Origin of the sequence: Arthrobacter sp. LAPM80 (assembly GCF_046736435.1) — a bacterium.
Lineage (GTDB): Bacteria > Actinomycetota > Actinomycetes > Actinomycetales > Micrococcaceae > Specibacter.
This window is the reverse complement of record NZ_JBCHVD010000009.1, coordinates 118,953-136,559: the sequence shown is the minus strand read 5'-3', so window position 1 is coordinate 136,559 and position 17,607 is coordinate 118,953. Positions and strand designations below refer to the sequence as shown.

General features: G+C 62.8%; 16 protein-coding genes. 8 read left to right on the top strand and 8 right to left on the bottom strand.

Annotated elements, in window-relative coordinates; all coding sequences use genetic code 11:
- Positions 1-18 precede the first annotated feature (18 nt).
- The 3 genes from corA to AAGW05_RS11340 form a co-directional block, all read right to left on the bottom strand.
- Complete coding sequence (corA, locus tag AAGW05_RS11350) at positions 19-1,014, bottom strand: magnesium/cobalt transporter CorA (RefSeq protein WP_411804632.1); 996 nt, start codon at positions 1,012-1,014, stop codon at positions 19-21.
- 42 nt (positions 1,015-1,056) lie between these two features.
- Positions 1,057-1,572, bottom strand: coding sequence for an Lrp/AsnC family transcriptional regulator (locus tag AAGW05_RS11345; protein ID WP_411804631.1), 516 nt, complete (start codon positions 1,570-1,572; stop codon positions 1,057-1,059).
- 153 nt (positions 1,573-1,725) lie between these two features.
- Positions 1,726-2,805, bottom strand: a complete 1,080-nt coding sequence (locus AAGW05_RS11340) for a nitronate monooxygenase (protein WP_411804630.1) — start codon at positions 2,803-2,805, stop codon at positions 1,726-1,728.
- A gap of 17 nt (positions 2,806-2,822) precedes the next feature.
- On the opposite strand from AAGW05_RS11340, the gene AAGW05_RS11335 reads away from it, so the two are divergent.
- On the top strand, positions 2,823-3,752 hold the full coding sequence (locus AAGW05_RS11335; protein WP_411804629.1) for an N-acetylglucosamine kinase: 930 nt from the start codon (positions 2,823-2,825) through the stop codon (positions 3,750-3,752).
- Between the two features lie 187 nt (positions 3,753-3,939).
- On the opposite strand, the gene AAGW05_RS11330 is transcribed toward AAGW05_RS11335, so the two are convergent.
- Positions 3,940-4,962, bottom strand: coding sequence for a LacI family DNA-binding transcriptional regulator (locus AAGW05_RS11330; protein WP_411804628.1), 1,023 nt, complete (start codon positions 4,960-4,962; stop codon positions 3,940-3,942).
- Positions 4,963-5,170: 208 nt separating this feature from the next.
- On the opposite strand from AAGW05_RS11330, the gene AAGW05_RS11325 reads away from it, so the two are divergent.
- The 4 genes from AAGW05_RS11325 to AAGW05_RS11310 all read left to right on the top strand — a co-directional run bounded on the left by AAGW05_RS11325 (position 5,171) and on the right by AAGW05_RS11310 (position 10,181).
- Complete coding sequence (locus AAGW05_RS11325; protein WP_411804627.1) at positions 5,171-7,036, top strand: glycoside hydrolase family 35 protein; 1,866 nt, start codon at positions 5,171-5,173, stop codon at positions 7,034-7,036.
- Between the two features lie 29 nt (positions 7,037-7,065).
- Positions 7,066-8,028 carry a glycine betaine ABC transporter substrate-binding protein gene (locus AAGW05_RS11320; RefSeq protein WP_411804626.1) on the top strand — a complete coding sequence of 321 codons (963 nt, stop codon included), beginning with the start codon at positions 7,066-7,068 and terminating at the stop codon, positions 8,026-8,028.
- A gap of 66 nt (positions 8,029-8,094) precedes the next feature.
- Complete coding sequence (locus AAGW05_RS11315) at positions 8,095-9,312, top strand: pyridoxal phosphate-dependent aminotransferase (protein WP_411804624.1); 1,218 nt, start codon at positions 8,095-8,097, stop codon at positions 9,310-9,312.
- 14 nt (positions 9,313-9,326) lie between these two features.
- Positions 9,327-10,181 (top strand): PPK2 family polyphosphate kinase, encoded by an 855-nt coding sequence (locus AAGW05_RS11310; RefSeq protein WP_411804623.1) that lies wholly within the window; start codon positions 9,327-9,329, stop codon positions 10,179-10,181.
- A 4-nt stretch (positions 10,182-10,185) separates the two neighbouring features.
- Here AAGW05_RS11310 and AAGW05_RS11305 read toward each other — a convergent pair whose 3' ends face one another.
- From AAGW05_RS11305 to xseA, 3 genes are read right to left on the bottom strand one after another with little or no spacing between them, the layout of a single operon-like run.
- Positions 10,186-11,019 carry an alpha/beta hydrolase family esterase gene (locus tag AAGW05_RS11305; RefSeq protein WP_411804622.1) on the bottom strand — a complete coding sequence of 278 codons (834 nt, stop codon included), beginning with the start codon at positions 11,017-11,019 and terminating at the stop codon, positions 10,186-10,188.
- Positions 11,020-11,027: 8 nt separating this feature from the next.
- Positions 11,028-11,273, bottom strand: coding sequence for an exodeoxyribonuclease VII small subunit (locus AAGW05_RS11300; RefSeq protein ID WP_411804621.1), 246 nt, complete (start codon positions 11,271-11,273; stop codon positions 11,028-11,030).
- Positions 11,270-12,556 (bottom strand): exodeoxyribonuclease VII large subunit, encoded by a 1,287-nt coding sequence (xseA, locus tag AAGW05_RS11295; RefSeq protein ID WP_411804620.1) that lies wholly within the window; start codon positions 12,554-12,556, stop codon positions 11,270-11,272. The genes AAGW05_RS11300 and xseA overlap by 4 nt, the downstream gene beginning before the upstream one ends.
- A gap of 219 nt (positions 12,557-12,775) precedes the next feature.
- Here xseA and AAGW05_RS11290 point away from each other — a divergent pair, with 219 nt between their 5' ends.
- Both AAGW05_RS11290 and AAGW05_RS11285 read left to right on the top strand, forming a co-directional pair.
- On the top strand, positions 12,776-13,609 hold the full coding sequence (locus tag AAGW05_RS11290; protein WP_411804619.1) for a hypothetical protein: 834 nt from the start codon (positions 12,776-12,778) through the stop codon (positions 13,607-13,609).
- A gap of 10 nt (positions 13,610-13,619) precedes the next feature.
- Complete coding sequence (locus tag AAGW05_RS11285) at positions 13,620-14,699, top strand: 4-hydroxy-3-methylbut-2-enyl diphosphate reductase (protein WP_411804618.1); 1,080 nt, start codon at positions 13,620-13,622, stop codon at positions 14,697-14,699.
- Positions 14,700-14,766: 67 nt separating this feature from the next.
- Here AAGW05_RS11285 and AAGW05_RS11280 read toward each other — a convergent pair whose 3' ends face one another.
- Complete coding sequence (locus AAGW05_RS11280; RefSeq protein WP_411804616.1) at positions 14,767-15,963, bottom strand: DNA recombination protein RmuC; 1,197 nt, start codon at positions 15,961-15,963, stop codon at positions 14,767-14,769.
- An 84-nt stretch (positions 15,964-16,047) separates the two neighbouring features.
- Here AAGW05_RS11280 and ychF point away from each other — a divergent pair, with 84 nt between their 5' ends.
- Positions 16,048-17,133: a redox-regulated ATPase YchF gene (ychF, locus tag AAGW05_RS11275; protein WP_411804615.1), complete on the top strand. Its 1,086-nt coding sequence runs from the start codon at positions 16,048-16,050 to the stop codon at positions 17,131-17,133.
- Positions 17,134-17,607: the final 474 nt, after the last annotated feature.

Genomic DNA, 17,607 nt, shown 5'->3' with positions numbered 1-17,607 from the left:
CCCCCGGGAGTGGGGGCGCTACAGCCAGGACTTCTTCTTGAAGATGATGTACATGACCAGGCCCACCAGGATCATCAGGGCCACGGCATAGGGGTAGCCAAACGCCCAGTGGAGTTCGGGCATAACCTCAAAGTTCATACCGTAGATGGACCCCACAAACGACGGGGCGAACAGGATGGCGGCCCACGAGGAGATCTTCTTCATCTGCTCGTTCTGGGCTGCGCTGGCCGCATTCTGCCTGTTGGCCGTCAGCGTGCCATCCACTGTCAGCGCATTTTGTAGCAACTGGCGGAAGGAGTCCGCCCTTACCGTGACCGATTCAATATGGTCCTCGACATCCCGCAGATACCGCTGAAGTTCAACATTTACATGGTATTTTTCAAAACCTGCCTTGAGCCTTCCGAGTATCTCGCGCAGCGGGTGGATGGCGCGCTGGAACTGGATAACTTCACGGGACAGCTCATAAATGCGTCGGGACACCGCGGGGTCGCCGGCAAAGAGCTGGTCCTCGATCTCGTCAATGTCATTTTCCAGGCCGTTGACCACGGGCTGGTAGTCGTCAACCACCTGATCCATGATGGCGTAGAGCACGGCTTCCGGGCCCATGGCCAACAGCTCGGGGTCTGCCTCCAGCCGGCTGCGGGTGGAGGAAAGCCCCGGAGTCTCGGCGTGCCTGATGGTCACCACAAAGTCCTTGCCGGTGAAGACGTGCAGCTCGCCGAACTCGACCGACTCGTTTTCATCGATGTATCTGGCGGGCCGAAGCACCGTGAAGAGGACGTCGTCGTACCTCTCCAGCTTGGGGCGCTGGTGGGCCATGATGGTGTCCTCGACGGCGAGCTCGTGCAGGGAGAACTCGGCGGCCAGGGACTTCATTTCCGCAGCGTCGGGGCGGAACATGCCGATCCAGGCCATCCCCTTGCAGGAATCCATGACCTCGTAGGTCTGCTCGAGGCTGTCGGGATTGGCGAATCGCTTGCCGTCGACGTACACGGCATTATCAATGATGGTCACCTGCCCATTATGGGCGAGGCGGGCGGGTAATTCGTGCGCAGCCTAGTCCAGCGGCCCCGTGTGCCCCGGAATGTGCTGGAACACGAGGGTGGTTTCGGTGTGTCCGACCACGGGGTCGGTGGTGAGGTTGTCCAGGACCCAGTCGCGCAGGGCGTCGGTGTCCCGGACGGCAATGTGGAGCAGGTAGTCAACCGACCCGGAGGTGTGAAATGTGGAAAGGACCTCGGGCAGTAGCGGAACGCGGGCTGTAAAGGTGTCGATCTGGTCCCTGTCATGGGCGCGCAGCCTGACAGCAATGAGCGCCTGCACCGCGCGTCCGATCGAGGCAAGGTTCAGCTTCGCCTCAAAACCCTCGATGGCACCGCGTTCCATGAGCGCCCGCGTGCGCATCAGGGCGGTTGAGGGCGCAATGCCAACGGCGTCGGCCAGGTCCCTGTTGGTGATGCGGGCGTCGGCCACCAGGGTGTCAATGATTTGCCGGTCGACGGCGTCCAGCGGCTCGGGTGACAGGTTGCCCTGAGACTGGTCTCGCCGAACGTTCTTCGCTACCGATGCCATGGGATCCTCCAAGAATCATGATTGGCGTGTCATTCCCCGCCGGATGTGTCGGTCGTTAGTTCGACAGTCTAGCAAATTGCCGAATAACTGAGCAGGATGGCCCGTTTGCGCCTCTCGAATGGCTGACTGGGCCCGTGTACCCTGACCAGCGGCTCAGAGGCCGCCGAGGAAGCCGTCAATCACGGCGGCGGCAGGGCCGTCCATTGCCGCCTTCCAGCCCGAACCGGCCCAGAGGTTCAAGGCCCGGGGATCATTGGCAGCTGCCGCGGCCGCCCGCAGGGGTGCCGTCAGAAAATGGACCTCCGGGTACGCCTCAGGGGCCGTTGCGCCGTGGTCCCGGACAAAGTCATTGACAAGTGCCCGGGCGGGCTTGCCCGTGAACGCCCGCGTCATGGCTGTGTGCTTGTAGACGGGGTCTGCCAGCGCGTCCTTGTGCACCGCCCGGGCGCCGCTTTCATCAGTGCGGATCAGGGCAGTTCCGATCGCCGCTGCCTGGGCCCCGGCAGCCAAAACGGCCTTGACGTCCTCCGGCCCGGCAATGCCGCCTGCACCAATAAGCGGAAGTGTTACGGCCGCGCGGACATCGGCAACCAGCCCCGGCAGCGTCCGCTGGATTGCCGCCGCGGCGCCTGGTCCGGTGGCGGATCCCACGCCTGATCCCGCGCCTGATCCCGGCGCCTTCAGGAACGCCGCACTGTGGCCGCCGGCATTCGCATGCTGGACCACAAGCGCATCAACCCCGGACTCCACGGCCGCCAGGGCTTCGGGAACACTTGTCACGGAGGCCACCACGCGGGTGCCAACCCGGTGCAGCCGGTCCACCAGGGCTGCGGGCGCGAGCCCAAAGGTGAAGCTGACAACGGGGATTGGATCGGCCAGCAACAGGGCGACCTTTTCCGCCCAGAAGTCCTTGGCCCGGGGATCGTCCCCGCCCGGCAATTCGTCGGGGATCTCCGCGCCGTAGCGGGCGGCTGTTGCGCGCAGCTCCCTGCGGTAGCGCTCAACGGCGGCGACGTGTCCGGCGTCGAGCGGTGCGGTGCGGGGAACAAACAGGTTCACGCCAAAGTCGACGCCGGTGGCACGCAGTGGTGCAATGTGTGCGGCGAGCTGTTCCGCGCTCTTGTAGCCGCCGGCCGCGAACGCGAAAGCGCCGGCGCCCTGGGTGGCCAGGGCGAGTTCCGCCGTCGTGGTTCCACCAGCCATGGGTGCGGCGATCAAAGGTGTGACGAACATGGCATTAGTCTAGATGCGTGAACATCAACCCTTTGACTGTCCCCAATCCCGCTGCGCGCTTCGTGGGGCTGGACATTGGCGGATCCAAGACCCGCGGCATCGTGTGGACCGGAGGCGCCATCACCTCCGACTCCAGCGTCGGCAGCACCAACGTGCAGAACGTGAGCCAGGACGCTGCCCGTGAAAACATGGCTGAACTCTTCTCCCGGCTGGATTCCGCCGGAGCCACCCGTGTGTTTGCCGGTGCCGGCGGAGTGGATACGGCCGACGACGCCGCCGCCTTGCGCGCGTTGATCTCACCCTTTGTGCCGGGTGCGCACGTGAGCGTGGTGCACGACACCCGGTTGCTGCTCGCCGCTGCGGGGGCGACCGAGGGCGTTGCCGTGATCGCGGGAACCGGCTCAGCTGCCTGGGGCGTGAACGCCGCAGGAGAGGAAGCCCGCGCCGGTGGCTGGGGCTACCTGCTCGGCGACGAGGGCAGTGGCTACTGGCTGGGACGCGAGGCTGTCCGCCACAGCCTGCGCCGGATGGACTCGGGCGAACCCGTGGATGAACTGACTGCGGCGCTGTTGGACTACTGCGGACTGACGTCACCCGGGGGACTGATTGCACATTTCCACCAGGGAACCACCCGCCGCTATTGGGCCGCTGCATCGCCCGTGATATTTGCTGCTGCAGTGAGTGGACACGTCCCTGCGCTGGCCATGGTGGACCAGGCCGCGAAGGACCTGGCAGCAATGGCCGCCAAGGTGGCCGCGCAGCTGAAGATTTCCGGACCCATCGTGCTGGGCAGTGGCATGGGCAGCAATGTTCCCGCCCTGCAGGAGGCCTTCAAGGCCCAGCTGGCAGCTCTTGGCCTCCAGGATGTGCAGACCCTGACGCAGGACCCCATTTTCGGCATCCCGCTGCTCGTTGCCCAGGCCATAGGCGCGCAGTCACTGGCGTAGTGGATGCGCGGCGGTTCTGACGCCGCACTCACGCCGAGTTCTGACGCCGCACTCACGCCGAGTTCTGACGCCGCACTCACGCCGAGTCAGCGGGTCCGCATCGAAACTGCCCCGAAGAATGGCCCGTCTCGGCGCTAACCCGCTGACTCGGCGCGGGGTGTCCGATATCTCGGCGCAGGTGCACGCGTCACTTGCCGTCGGGCGGCGGCGCGGTGCTTGCGCGCACTATGAGCGTGGGCGAGACCAGGTCGGGCTCCGTGGAGATGCTGGGATCTGCAATGTAGGCAACAAGCTGCTGGACGGCGCGCCGTCCCGTCTCCTCAAATGACTGGCGGACGGTTGTCAGCGGCGGGTTTGAAAATGCTGCCAGGTCAATGTCGTCAATGCCCACGACTGAGACATCCTCGGGGACGCGTCGGCCAAGCTCGTTCAATGCCCTGAGCACGCCGAACGCCATTTCATCGCTGGCCACAAAGATCGCTGTGACTTCGGGCATGCGGCCAAGGATCAGCCCGTTTTGGTAGCCGGACTCGGGGCTCCAGTCGCCGTGAAGCACAGGCGGCACGTCGCGGCCGGCTTCCTGAAGGGTCCGCCGCCAGCTGGTCAAGCGGCTTGCGGCGTCCGACCATTCGTTGGGTCCGGATACGTGCCAGACGGTCTTGTGCCCGAGTTCAAGCAAGTGCTTGGTGGCAAGGACAGCGGCGATGTCCTGGTCCACGCCCACCTTGCGGTCGCCCATGTCGGATGAGCCGTCGGTGTTGATCGTGGGGATGCGTGAGGTGATCTTGTCAATCTTTTCGGCGGCTTCCTGCAGTGGGGCGGCAATGATGATGCCGTCCACGCCCTGGAATACCAGTCGGCTGACGGCGTCTGTCAGGCCCTTCACGCTCAGGTCGGACGTTACGGAGTTCACCGTATAGCCGGCCTCGCGGGCGCCCAGCTCCACGCCGAGAGCCAGTGAGGACCTGGAGTAGTTGTTGGTGGCCAGGGTCAGGACACCAATGGTTTTTGACCGCCCCGTCACCAGGGCGCGGGCGGTGTTGTTGCGGCGGTAGCCCAGGTCCTCGATCACCGCCAAGACGCGCTTGCGCGTGCTGTCCTGCACATTTGGATGCTCATTGAGCACCCTGGAGACTGTCTGTGCGGAGACACCGGCGGCTGCCGCAACGTCGCGCATGGCCGGGCCTCGGGTGAATTGTTGGGCACTCATCGATGTCCTTAAGGCTGGGGTAAGATTGAAATTTCGTCATTCCGACTATGGATGACTTTGTTGGGCCAAGTCTAATTGTTTACTTGTAACATACTGTGAATTCGCTTCAGCCGGGTGCGTCACCTTCCAAAAGCCGGTAGGTTCCGGCTAATGTTGTTATCCATAACAGAGTATTTTCCGCGTGAAAATTAATGCCAGGAGTTAAAAGTTGTCAACGTTCGTGACCTTGCCGGATAAGGCTGCCCCCGACGCGTTCCCAGTGTCATCTGCCCCGGCGTTGACATATGCCGACCGCAAGTTGTTCAGGAACGGCGAGGAACACCGCATCATCGCCGGCGCGATCCACTACTTCAGGATCCATCCGGACCAGTGGCAGGACAGGATCGAGCGCCTGGTGGAGATGGGAGTGAACACCCTTGACACCTACGTAGCGTGGAACTTCCACCAGCCGTACAAGGATGTTGCCCCCGACTTCACGGGGTGGAAAGACCTTGGCCGTTTCATCACCATGGCGGGCGCCGCCGGACTGGACGTCATTGTCCGCCCCGGCCCGTACATCTGCGCGGAGTGGGACAACGGCGGCTTCCCGTCGTGGGCTATCTCCAACCCGGACATGGTCCTGCGCTCCTCGGATCCCCTGTTCACAGGTGTTGTCGAGGAATGGTTGGACCTCCTGCTGCCCGTCATCGAACCGCTTCAGGCCTGCCATGGCGGCCCCGTCATCGCCGTCCAGATCGAGAATGAATACGGCAGCTACGGCGACGACAAGGAGTACCTGCGCTGGAACCGCAAGGCACTGCTTGACCGCGGCATGACCGAGATCCTTTTCACGGCCGACGGCGGTACGGACTATTTCCTTGACGGCGGCGCCCTGCCTGACACCTGGGCAACGGCAACACTTGGCTCCCGCGGCCCCGAAGCGGATGCCGTGTGGGAGCGCAGGCGTCCCGGTGAAGCGTTCTTCAACGTCGAATTTTGGAATGGCTGGTTTGACCACTGGGGCGAAGAGCACCACGTCCGTAGCGGCGCCGATGCCGCGGCTGAGGCAAAAAAGATCCTGGACGTCGGCGGCTCAATCTGCCTCTACATGGCCCATGGCGGCACCAACTTTGGGCTCGGCTCCGGCGCCAACCACGACGGCAAGATCCAGCCCACCATCACAAGTTATGACTCAGATGCACCCATCGCCGAGGACGGCCGCCTGACGGAGAAGTTCCACTCAATGCGCGCTGCCTTCTTCGAGGCATCGGGGCGGGAACTGACACCCGTTCCCGAACATATGCAACGCCCGGCGCGGGTGCTTGCCGCCGCCACTTTTTCCCTGACGCACGGCACGGCCCTGCTGGACTTCGTCAGGGGTGTCGAGCCCGTGCCCAGCGTCAAGCCCCTGCCGTTTGAAAAGCTGGGCCTTGACCGCGGACTTGTCCACTACAGCGCCAAGGCTGTCCTGCCCGAGGGCGAGGGAACCATCAAGATCCGAGGCCTGCATGACAGAGCCTCCATCTGGGTCAACGGCATCTATTCGGGGGTCCTGACCGACGCCGACGGCGATGTCGGCCTGACAGTGACAACCGACGGCGGCGTGGCCGAGCTAGAAATCCTCGTTGAAAACCAGGGTCGCATCAACTACGGGCCGTACTTTGGCCAGGGCAAGGGCATCCTCGACGGCGTCCTGATCAACCAGCGCTACGTATTCCATTGGGAGCAGCGCGCCATCGACCTTGAGCGCCCGCTGACTGAACTGCTCACCCTTGGAGCATCGAAAAACCCAGCCGACCGGGATCCCCTGGGTGCCGGATTCTTCCATGGCGAACTGCAGGTGGACGAGCCCGCTGACACCTACCTGGCTGTTCCCGGCTTTGGCAAGGGCGTGGTGTGGGTCAACGACTTTCTCCTGGGACGCTTTTGGGAGATCGGCCCGCAGGTCACGCTCTACCTGCCCGGTCCGCTACTGAAGGCCGGTGCCAACACGATCACGGTGCTGGAACTGGAGCACGGCGGAACGTATGCCCAGCTCCGCGAGGAACCCGACCTGGGCGCCGTCGGGGTAACCTATGTAGAGGATTTGGATTAACCGCAAGGACATTTTTGGGAAGGGCCGGAGTGCGTCGAAGAGTCGTTGCCGCACTGGCAGTGGCAGTGCTGTTGATGGGCACTGCCACCGCCTGCACCCCCACACCCATCGCCACCATTCCCAGCGCTTCACACGCGCCGGGGGCAACCGTGTTCGAAGTGGGAACGCCACAGGTGCCCGACGGTGTCGACCCCCGGTATGGAGCCCTGCTGGCAAACGTTTACGCTGCAGCGCTCAATGCGGCAGGCGCCAAGGCCTTAGTCACCGCAACGCCGTCCGCACCGGGCAAACTTTTGTCCGACGTCGAATCCGGCGACGCTGACATTGTTCCCGTCTATTCCGGCCTTGCCCTGTCCGAGGTGACGGGCAAGGACACTGCGAGCAATGCCTCCGACACCCTTGCTGCACTGAAAGCCGCACTGCCCGCCGGCCTGCAGTTGTTGGACCCTACCAAGGCTGAAGACCGCGCCGCCATCGTGGTGACGGCCGTGACGGCGGAGAAATACCAGCTCAAGAGCCTCGCCGACCTGGGCAAGGTTTGCAACAAGCTGGCCATGGGCGGACCGGCGGGATTCCAGACCGGCACGAGCGGACTGGCCGGATTGGGCAGCGACTACAACTGCGTGCCCAAGAAATATGTCGCGCTTGAACCAACCCTTGACTACAGCCCGACGAGCACCTTGTGGGCGTTGCTGCAGGACGACATCCAAGTCGCCGACGTCCACAGCTCCTCGCCCGGCATCGAGGACAACGCCCTGGTTGTGCTGAACGACCCCAAGCAGCTTTTCCCGAGCCAGAACATCGTCCCCCTGGTGGCAACTGACAAAGTGCCCGCGGCCGTTCAGGACGTCATAAACAAGGTCAGCGCGGCCCTGAACACCGACGAACTTGCCAACCTCAACCGGCTCTCCCGGGACCTCCATTTCGGAAGCCTGTCCGATGTCGCCACGGCCTGGCTGGTCCAGATGGGGCTCGTCAAGGCCAGTTCTTAACCATTGGCCCCGGCGTCGTGCACGTTTCAGCCTCAAACTTCCGGCACGTTGTGCAATATTTGGTAAATGGCAGAATTCACCCAGTCCACCAAGCTTCACAACGTCCTCTATGACATCCGCGGCCCGCTGTTGCAAAGAGCGCAGCAGATGGAGTCCGAGGGGCACCGGATCCTGAAGCTCAACATCGGCAACCCGGCCCCGTTTGGCTTTGAAGCCCCCGACGCGATTCTGGTGGACATGATCCGCCACCTGCCCCACGCCCAGGGCTACACCGACTCGCGCGGCATCTTCTCGGCCCGCACTGCCGTGGTGCAGTACTACCAGACACGCGGCATCCAGAACATCCATGTTGACGACGTCTACCTGGGCAACGGAGTCAGCGAATTGATCACCCTTTCCCTGATGGCGCTGCTCAATAACGGCGATGAAGTCCTGATCCCCACACCGGACTACCCGCTGTGGACGGCATCTGTGAGCCTGGCCGGCGGCCGTCCCGTGCACTACTTGTGCGACGAGGACAACGAATGGTGGCCCGACCTTGAGGACCTGGCGGCGAAGATCACGCCCAGGACCAAGGGCATCGTGATCATCAACCCGAACAACCCCACGGGTGCCGTCTACCCCGCACACATTGTCCAGGGCATGGTCGATCTGGCGCGCAAGCACAACCTTGTGGTGTTCTCCGATGAGATCTACGAAAAGATCCTCTACGACGACGCCGTGCACATCAACACCGCAACCCTCACGGGCGAGGATGTCCTGTGCATGACGTTCAGCGGCCTGTCCAAGGCATACCGGATCTGCGGCTACCGTTCGGGCTGGCTTGCCATCTCCGGACCCAAGGCTGCCGCGGCTGATTACCTGGAGGGCATCAACCTGCTGGCCAGCATGCGCCTGTGCGCCAATGCTCCCGGGCAGCATGCCATCCAAACCGCGCTGGGCGGACACCAGAGCATCGAGGACCTGATCCTGCCCGGCGGCCGCCTGCGTGACCAGCGCGACCTCGCCTACCGCTTGCTCAATGACATCCCGGGTGTCAGCACCAACCAGGCCAAGGGGGCGTTGTACCTGTTCCCCAAGCTCGACCCCGAGGCCTACCCGATCAAGAGCGACGAAAAGTTTGCCCTTGACCTGTTGGAACAGCAAAAGATCCTGATCTCGCACGGAACGGCCTTCAATTGGGTCCGCCCCGACCACTTCCGCCTGGTCACCTTGCCCAACCTTCTTGACCTGGAAGAAGCCATTGGCCGGATAGCAGAGTTCCTGAGCACGTATAAACCCTAGGGAAAGGCTCCACCATGTCACTGCCATTTGGTTTTTCCGATCACCCGGCCCAGCTGCTGAGGGTTGGGCCTGGGTTCTCCCTTGCTGAGCAGCCGAGCAAAGCCGCTCCCGGATTTTCAGGCAAGAAGCTCGACGGCGTCGATACGTTGGCGGCGCGGGCGCCGGTGCTTGCCCAACTCCAGGAGCAGCTGTTTGCGGAAAGCCGTTTTGGTGGAAAGAAATCGCTGCTGCTGATCCTGCAGGCCATGGACACGGCCGGCAAGGGCGGTGTGGTGGGCAATGTGGTGGGTGCTGTGGACCCGCAAGGTGTGAAGCTGACAACGTTCAAGGCCCCCACCGACGAGGAAAAGGCACATGACTTCCTGTGGCGGGTGCGCCCCGGCGCGCCAGGGCCGGGCATGTTTGGCGTGTTTGACCGCTCCCACTATGAGGACGTCCTGATCCACCGGGTGCACGGCTGGGCCGACGGGGCCGAATTGGAACGGCGCTACGACGCGATTAACGCATTTGAGGCTGAGCTCATTGACTCGGGCACCACGATCGTGAAGGTCATGTTGAACATCAGTCCGGCGGAGCAGTTGAAACGGCTGACGGCACGCCTGCACGACCCCACCAAGTACTGGAAGTACAGCCCCACCGACCTGGATGAACGCAAGTTCTGGCCTGAGTACATGGACGCCTACCAGCACGCCTTTGAGAAAACCAGCAGCGAAGGGGCGCCTTGGTATGTGGTTCCCGCCGACAAGAAGTGGTACGCCCGCATGGCGGTGCAGGAAATTCTCATCAACGCATTGGGTGGCTTGAATCTGCAGTGGCCAGCCGGTGATTACGATCTTGCCCATGAAAGGTCACGGCTGCAGGGGGCATGACCGGTCACGGGGACAGGGCGGGGAAGAATTCCGCCAGGGCCTCAACCGTGTCCATGTCCTGGGTTGTCCTGCCGGCGAAGAAGAAGAAGGCTTTGCGTTGGCGGTTGGGCACCACATGCCCGCCCCCTGCCACGGTGTAGAGAACCACAGGCAGGCGGCCCTTCTGCTCATAGCGCGTGAGGGTGACGGACGTCCGGCCGCTTTCCCTGCGGTGCGGCAGAATGGTGTGGGCAGGCGCCGCAGTGATGTTGTTTCGAGCAGCAAAGTACTGTGCGGTTTCGGGGGCTGAGGGGCCGCGCGGCCGGCCAAAAAGGCTGCCGAACCAGCCTTCGCCGCCATAAGTCACCACCATGTCGTGAGTGCCATGGACCAGCATCACGGGGAACGGTTGGAGCTTGTCGGCAAAAGCCAGCCCACCAGGGCGGGGGAGCGTTGCGCCCACAATAGCGGCGCCGTGCAGCTTGTCCGGAATTTCATGGATCAGCCGGATAGCCAGCTGTCCACCGTTGGAGAAGCCTACGACAATCACCGGGATGGGGCCGTGCAGTGCGTGAAAATGGTCCGCCAGCGCCTCGATGAAGGCCACATCGTCGGTGCTCTCGACCGAGGGCTTGTTGTGGTTCCACGCCTTCTTCAGCCCATCCGGGTAGACGACGGCGACCCTGCCGCCGGTTGCTAGCTGGTCGAAACTGTTCCCGCTGAACCTCCTGATGGTCCGGCCCGTTTGGCTTGAACCATGCAGGACGAGCACGACGGCACCGGGGGTAACGGCGGCGGTACCGGCCGAAACAACATGGAAGGAGCGGTCTCGCCCGCCAACCAGGATTTCCTGCCGCATGGTGCCTGCTACTGTTCCGTGCCGGCCGGAGCGCTGGTTGCGCGGGCGGCGTCAAGGCGCGCCTTTGCACCCTCCAGCCATTCCTCGCAGCGCTTGGCCAGGGCCTCGCCGCGCTCCCACAACGCGAGGGAGTCTTCAAGGCTTGAACTGCCGGCTTCGAGCTGGTTGACCACGTTCATGAGTTGTTCGCGGGCCTGTTCGTAGCTGAGGTCTGCGATGTTTGACGGGGCAGTGGTGGCATTGGCGGGGCTCATGATGGATCCTTTGCGGCTGTCTGGTTGAAGTTGGTTTTGGGCGCGGGCGACGTCGCGGCGGCCGTGAAGTCGCCTCCGGCCACGCGAATACGCAGACTGGTTCCGGCGGGGGCCTGGTCAGGATGCCTGACGATGGCCCGGTCATTCAGCTGGACCACCGCGTACCCCCTGTCGAGGGTCTTTTGGGGGGACAGGGCCCGAACCTGGGCGCGCAGGTGGGCCAACTGGTCGTAGTGCCTGCCGACCTGGGTTCGCACAGCTGTCAGGGCCCGGCCGCCCAAGGCGGTGACGTCCTCGTACTTGGTGGTCAGCATCAGCTGGGGATTGGCGAGCACGGGGCGCGTGCGCAGGTAGGCAAGCCGCTCGGTCTCGCGGTCAAGGAGGTCCTCGATCCGGCGATTGAGCTGGGCGCGGGCCTGATTCACGCGGCGCAATTCCTCCCCGACGTCGGGGACTATGCGTTTGGCGGCGTCGGTGGGGGTCGAGGCGCGGAGGTCGGCCACCTCGTCAAGGAGCGGGCGGTCTGCCTCGTGGCCGATGGCGCTGACGACGGGGGTCTGGGCGGCGGCCACCGCACGGACCAGCGACTCGTGGCTGAAGGGCAAAAGGTCCTCCAATGAGCCGCCGCCGCGGGCAATGACGATGACGTCCACACGGGGATCGGCGTCCAGTTCAGCCAGGGCGCCGATGACTGCCGTCACTGCATTGACGCCCTGCACGGCCACCTCGCGGACCTCAAATTCAACGGCCGGCCAGCGCAGGGCGGCATTTTGCAGCACGTCCTTCATGGCATCTGAATTGCGGCCGGTGATCAGCCCGATCCTGTGCGGCAGCAGGGGCAGGGGTTTTTTGCGCCTCGGATCAAAGAGCCCTTCGGCGGCCAGCGCCTGGCGCAACTGTTCAATGCGGGCCAGCAGGTCACCCAGGCCAACCGGCCGGATGTCCTGTCCCTGCATGGAAAGGCGCCCGGTCTTGAGCCAAAAATCGGGTTTCAGTTGTGCCACAACCCGCGAGCCGCGCTCGATCGGCGCCTCCAGCCGACTCAGCACCGAACCCCACACCGTGACGCTCAGGGATACCTCGGCGTCGATGTCGCGCAAGGTCAGGTAGCTGACATTGGCCCGCTTGTTCAGCTCGATCACCTGCGCCTCAACCCAGGCTGGCGGGGCCTTTTCAATGTGTGCCTTGAGTTTCTGGCTCAGCAATTGCAGCGGCCAGGGGTTCTCAGGGGAGGTCTCGGCGGCCGTTGGTGCAATGACCGTCCGCTCCGGGGTTTCCGCCATGGGCGTTTCGCCGTCCTTTGTTCTGCTCGTTCAATTGCACTGCTAGCCTAGCTGCTGCCGGTTTTCAACCGCCGTGGCAGTCCAAGGTGCCGGTCGGGCTGCGGGCCGCTTGTTGAAATAACTCTAGCTTCACCCACTGACACCGGCGCACAGCAATCCACAGGCATGCATTAGTGTGGGGAGCCATTGTCAGCGTCTTTCTGTGGTTTGGGATGGTTTATGCGCACCGCCGCTTCTGCTCTTCTTGTCATTCTTGCCCTGTTGCTTGCAACTGTTGCCGGACCAGCCCTGTGGATGCAGCAGAATATTGTCGATTCGGCAGGCTTCACGAAACTGGCCGGACCCCTGGGCAGCGACGCGTCGTTCCAAGAGGGCTTGTCGACCCTCGTTGCCACGCAGGGGGCGGCGTCCCTGGACGTGCCGCCCCAGCTTCAGGCGCTGGCCTCAACCATCATCAAGGGCGCGGTGCGGAGCATATACACGGAGCCCGGCTATGAGCAGGCGTGGACCGAGACCCTGAAGCACAGTCACGACCTGACTTTTTCAGCTGCCGGCAACGCCGACATCAAAGGTGACCTCAAGGTTGATATTGCCCCGTTGGCCGCCCTCGTTGCCACCAAGATCGGCAACGATCTTGGCGTGAGCCTGCCCACCCCGGCCGACGTCGTGGTGTCGGTTGAACAGCCGAAGGTTGCCCAGGTGCTGCCGCTGGCCACCACGCTGGGAGGGTGGGGAATCTGGCTGGCCGGCATTGCCGTCGTCCTTGCGGCGCTGGGCGTTGTTGCGGCACGACGGCGTTCGCTGACAGCCATCCTTACCGGTGCCGGACTGGCTGTGGTGGCGCTGGTGTGGCTGCTTGGCTCAAGCTACTTGGAGAAGTTCCTGGGCTGCCTGGTCGAGGGCAACCAGGCGGCCCAGCAAATTGGTGTGACGCTGGGAACCTTGGCGCGCCAGAGCTGGCAGGGCGGCATCACCGCAACATTTGTGATTGCCGGCGTGGTGGCCGTGGCCGGTGTTGGAGCTCTCGTGGTTGGACGCAGGCGCACCACGTAGGATGGTGGGTATGAGCACCACTGCCGTTTCCTTATCCATGCCCGCCGTTCCGCGTCGTCGCAGGTCTCCCCAAGAGGTGGCCGCAGCGGCCCCTGTTACCGGGGAAAAGCGGGTCCTTCTCGCCGCGCCCCGAGGCTATTGCGCCGGCGTTGACCGCGCCGTCATCGCCGTGGAAAAGGCCCTTGATCACTACGGCGCACCCGTCTATGTGCGCAAGCAGATCGTGCACAACGTCCACGTCGTCTCATCGCTTGAGGCCAGGGGTGCCATTTTCGTCGAGGAAAACGAGGAAGTCCCCGAAGGTGAACTGGTGGTCTTTTCCGCCCACGGTGTCTCACCCGCCGTCGTGAACTCTGCCGCCGATCGCGGCCTGCGCACCATCGACGCCACGTGCCCCTTGGTGACCAAGGTCCACAAGGAAGCCGTCCGCTTCGCCAAGGAAAAGAACCACATTCTCCTGATCGGCCACGAAGGCCACGAGGAGGTGGAAGGCACCTACGGTGAAGCGCCCGAGAGCACCACGATCATCAACAACCCCGACGAGGCCCGTACCGTCCAGGTTGCCGACCCCGACAATCTCATCTGGCTTTCCCAGACCACGCTGTCTGTCGACGAGACCATGGAGATTGTCGAAATCCTGCGCGGGCGTTTCCCCAAGTTGCAGAACCCTCCCAGCGACGATATTTGTTACGCCACCACCAACCGCCAATCGGCCATCAAGGAGATTGCCCCGCGGGCTGACCTGGTGATCGTTGTTGGTTCGGCCAACTCCTCCAACTCCGTCCGTCTGGTTGAGGTTGCCCTGGAATATGGCGCAAAGGCCTCCTACCGTGTGGACTTTGCCAACGAAATCGACGAGACATGGTTTGAAGGCGTGGCCAGTGTGGGCGTCACCAGCGGTGCCTCGGTGCCCGAGGTCCTGGTCCAGGACGTGCTCCGCCTGCTGTCTGAGTACGGCTACGCATCCGTGGAAGAAGTGGTCACGGCCCAGGAAGACATCCTGTTCTCCCTGCCCAAGGAACTGCGTGCAACGCTCAAGGCTGCCGGCGATCCCGACTACAAGGGCGTCAAAAGTTCAAACCTGATGTGATTCCTCCTTGCCCTAGTGCGTTGGCCCGGACGGTTATGTCCGGGCCATTTGCATCCCCGGCTGCCCGTTAGCTGGCCGCATCCAATTGCGTCATTTCGTTGAACTCGGGTGCCGTCAGGATTCGAGGGGTGCTCTCCACCTGGGCGGGGGATTCGAAGGACTTCGGGTCCAGTGCATTGAGCTTGCGGGCCGTGGGCAGGACCCGCGCCTCCAGCGTTCCGACCAGCTTGTTGTAGCGGTCAACGCTTGTCTTCAAGGAGACGCCGACTGCCGACACCGCCTCACCCATGGTGCCCAGGCGGGTGTACAGCTGGGCAGAAAGTTCAAAGAGTTCCTTGGCGCTTTCTGTCAGTACGTCCTGTCGCCAGGTGAACGCCACGGATTTCAGGATGGCCAACAGGGAAATGGGGGAGGCCAGCACAACGTTCTTGGACATCGCATAGTCCAAAAGCCCCGGATCGGACATCAGGGCCGCGGACAGGATGGACTCCACTGGGACAAAACAAATGACAAGTTCGGGGGAGTTCTTCGCCGACGTCCAATACTGCTTGCCGGCTAGGGCATCGATGTGGGCCTTGACTGCCTTGGCATGACGAGCCAAGTGTTGCTGCGATTCGGCGCTCTCTGGTGTGCCGGCGTCGTGCGCATCAAGGAAGGACGTCAGCGGAACCTTGGCGTCAAGGACCAATTCCTTGCCGCCGGGAAGCCGCACAATCATGTCGGGACGGTGCGCGCCGTCGTCGGTGTTGGTATGGACCTGCTCCTCAAAATCGACGTGGGCGAGCAAGCCGGCGGCTTCCACTACGCGTCGCAGTTGGACCTCGCCCCACTTGCCGCGGGCGCTGTTGGAGCGCAGTGCCGAAGCCAACGAGGAGGTGGTCGCCAGCAGTTTGGCGTCCGCATCCTTGGCCTCGCGGAGCTGTTCGGCGAGCTGGCCGTACTGTTCCACGCGGTCGCGCTCCAGTAAGGCGACCTGCCGCTGCACTGCATTGAGCTTCTCGGCGACAGGCCCCAGTGCCTGCAGAACATGTGAATCGGAGCCCTGCTGTGCCGAGAGGGCGTGGTTTTGGGAGGCAAGTAGCCGGCGTTCGGCGTCGGCCGCGGCGAAGTTGGCATTGAGCGACGCGGCACGCTCATGGGCGGCGTCGGCTTCTTCCGTAGCGTCGCGCAGCCTGGCCAGCAGCACCCACGCCACCGCTGCGGCACCCACAACGAGACCCACCAACAACATCAAAACCGCTACAAGCCATCCAATTCCATTCATGAACCCACCTTCGCACAAGGCACTGACATTCTTGGTGCATTGCGCAAGCGGCAAAATTGGGGCCCTGCCGGTAAGCTTGTGCCCGTGGCTCTTACTATTGGCATCGTCGGACTGCCCAACGTCGGCAAATCAACCCTTTTCAACGCACTGACACGCAACAACGTGCTCGCAGCGAACTACCCGTTCGCAACGATTGAGCCCAACGTTGGCATTGTCAGCCTGCCCGATCCGCGCTTGGCACAGCTCGCCGAGATCTTCGGATCCCAGCGCCTGCTCCCCGCGGTGGTGTCTTTCGTGGACATCGCAGGCATCGTCAAGGGTGCCTCGGAAGGTGAAGGCTTGGGTAACAAGTTCCTCGCCAACATTCGTGAAGCTGAGGCCATCGCCCAGGTCATCCGCGTCTTTGATGACCCCGATGTCATCCACGTCGATGGCAAGGTTGATCCCCGCTCCGACATGGAGACCATCAACACGGAGCTGATCCTCGCTGACATGCAGACCATCGAGAAGGCCATCCCGCGCATCGAAAAGGCCGTCAAGCTCAAGCAGCGTCCCGCCGCCGAGCTGAGCGCCATTCTGGAGGCCCAGAAGGTACTGGAACGCGGAGACACCATTTTCTCCTCCATCAAGAGCGACAAGCTTGAGATGGAACACCTGAAGGAACTGAGCCTGCTTACGGCCAAGCCCTTCATCTACGTTTTCAACGTTGACGACGCAGTGCTGGGCAACCCGGAGCGTCAGGAAGAGCTGCGCGGACTCGTGGCCCCCGCCGACGCCATCTTCCTGGACGCCAAGCTCGAGTCCGACCTCGTTGAACTTGACGAAGAAGAAGCCCGCGAAATGCTGGAGATGAGCGGCCAGGAAGAGTCCGGTCTGGACAAGCTGGCCCGCGTTGGCTTCCACACCCTCGGCCTGCAGACCTATCTGACGGCTGGTCCGAAGGAAACCCGCGCCTGGACCATTCACCAGGGCGACACCGCACCTCAGGCAGCCGGCGTCATCCACACTGACTTCCAGCGCGGGTTCATCAAGGCCGAAGTTGTTCACTTCGATGACCTGATCGAGGCCGGTTCCATGCACGAGGCCAAGGCCAAGGGCAAGGTGCGCATTGAAGGCAAGGAATACGTCATGCACGACGGCGACGTGGTGGAGTTCCGGTTTAACGTCTAGAACCGCTGTACTGCTTGTCAGACGCCCGGGATGCTTCAAACATCCCGGGCGTCTTCGTCCTCTAGGGTGGTCCACGATGGGTGACAAATCCTTGGTTGACCTGACCTCATGTGACCTCGAAATGGTGCATCCTGCTGATGCTGAGCTCATAGGGATTGCTTAAGCCAATCACGCATGATCGGATCATCAGCACTCAACGATTCCACGACTTCGTCCCAAATGTTTTCATCGCCGTCAAAGAACTTCTGTCTGTGGCACTTGTACTTGACGACGCTGTTATGCGCTGGCCGGGGAGTAGAGATGAATTGAGACGGTCCCAGAAGCGTTGACGTGGACGGGGCGAAGTTCAACAAGGCGCATTGGTGAGGTGGCAGAGCCCGCAACAGCTGGAATTGGCTGAGCCACTGCACGTCAAACAGCTGACTCGTCACAACACTACCGTTTTCGGTATAGCTGTGACATGGTTGCACGCGC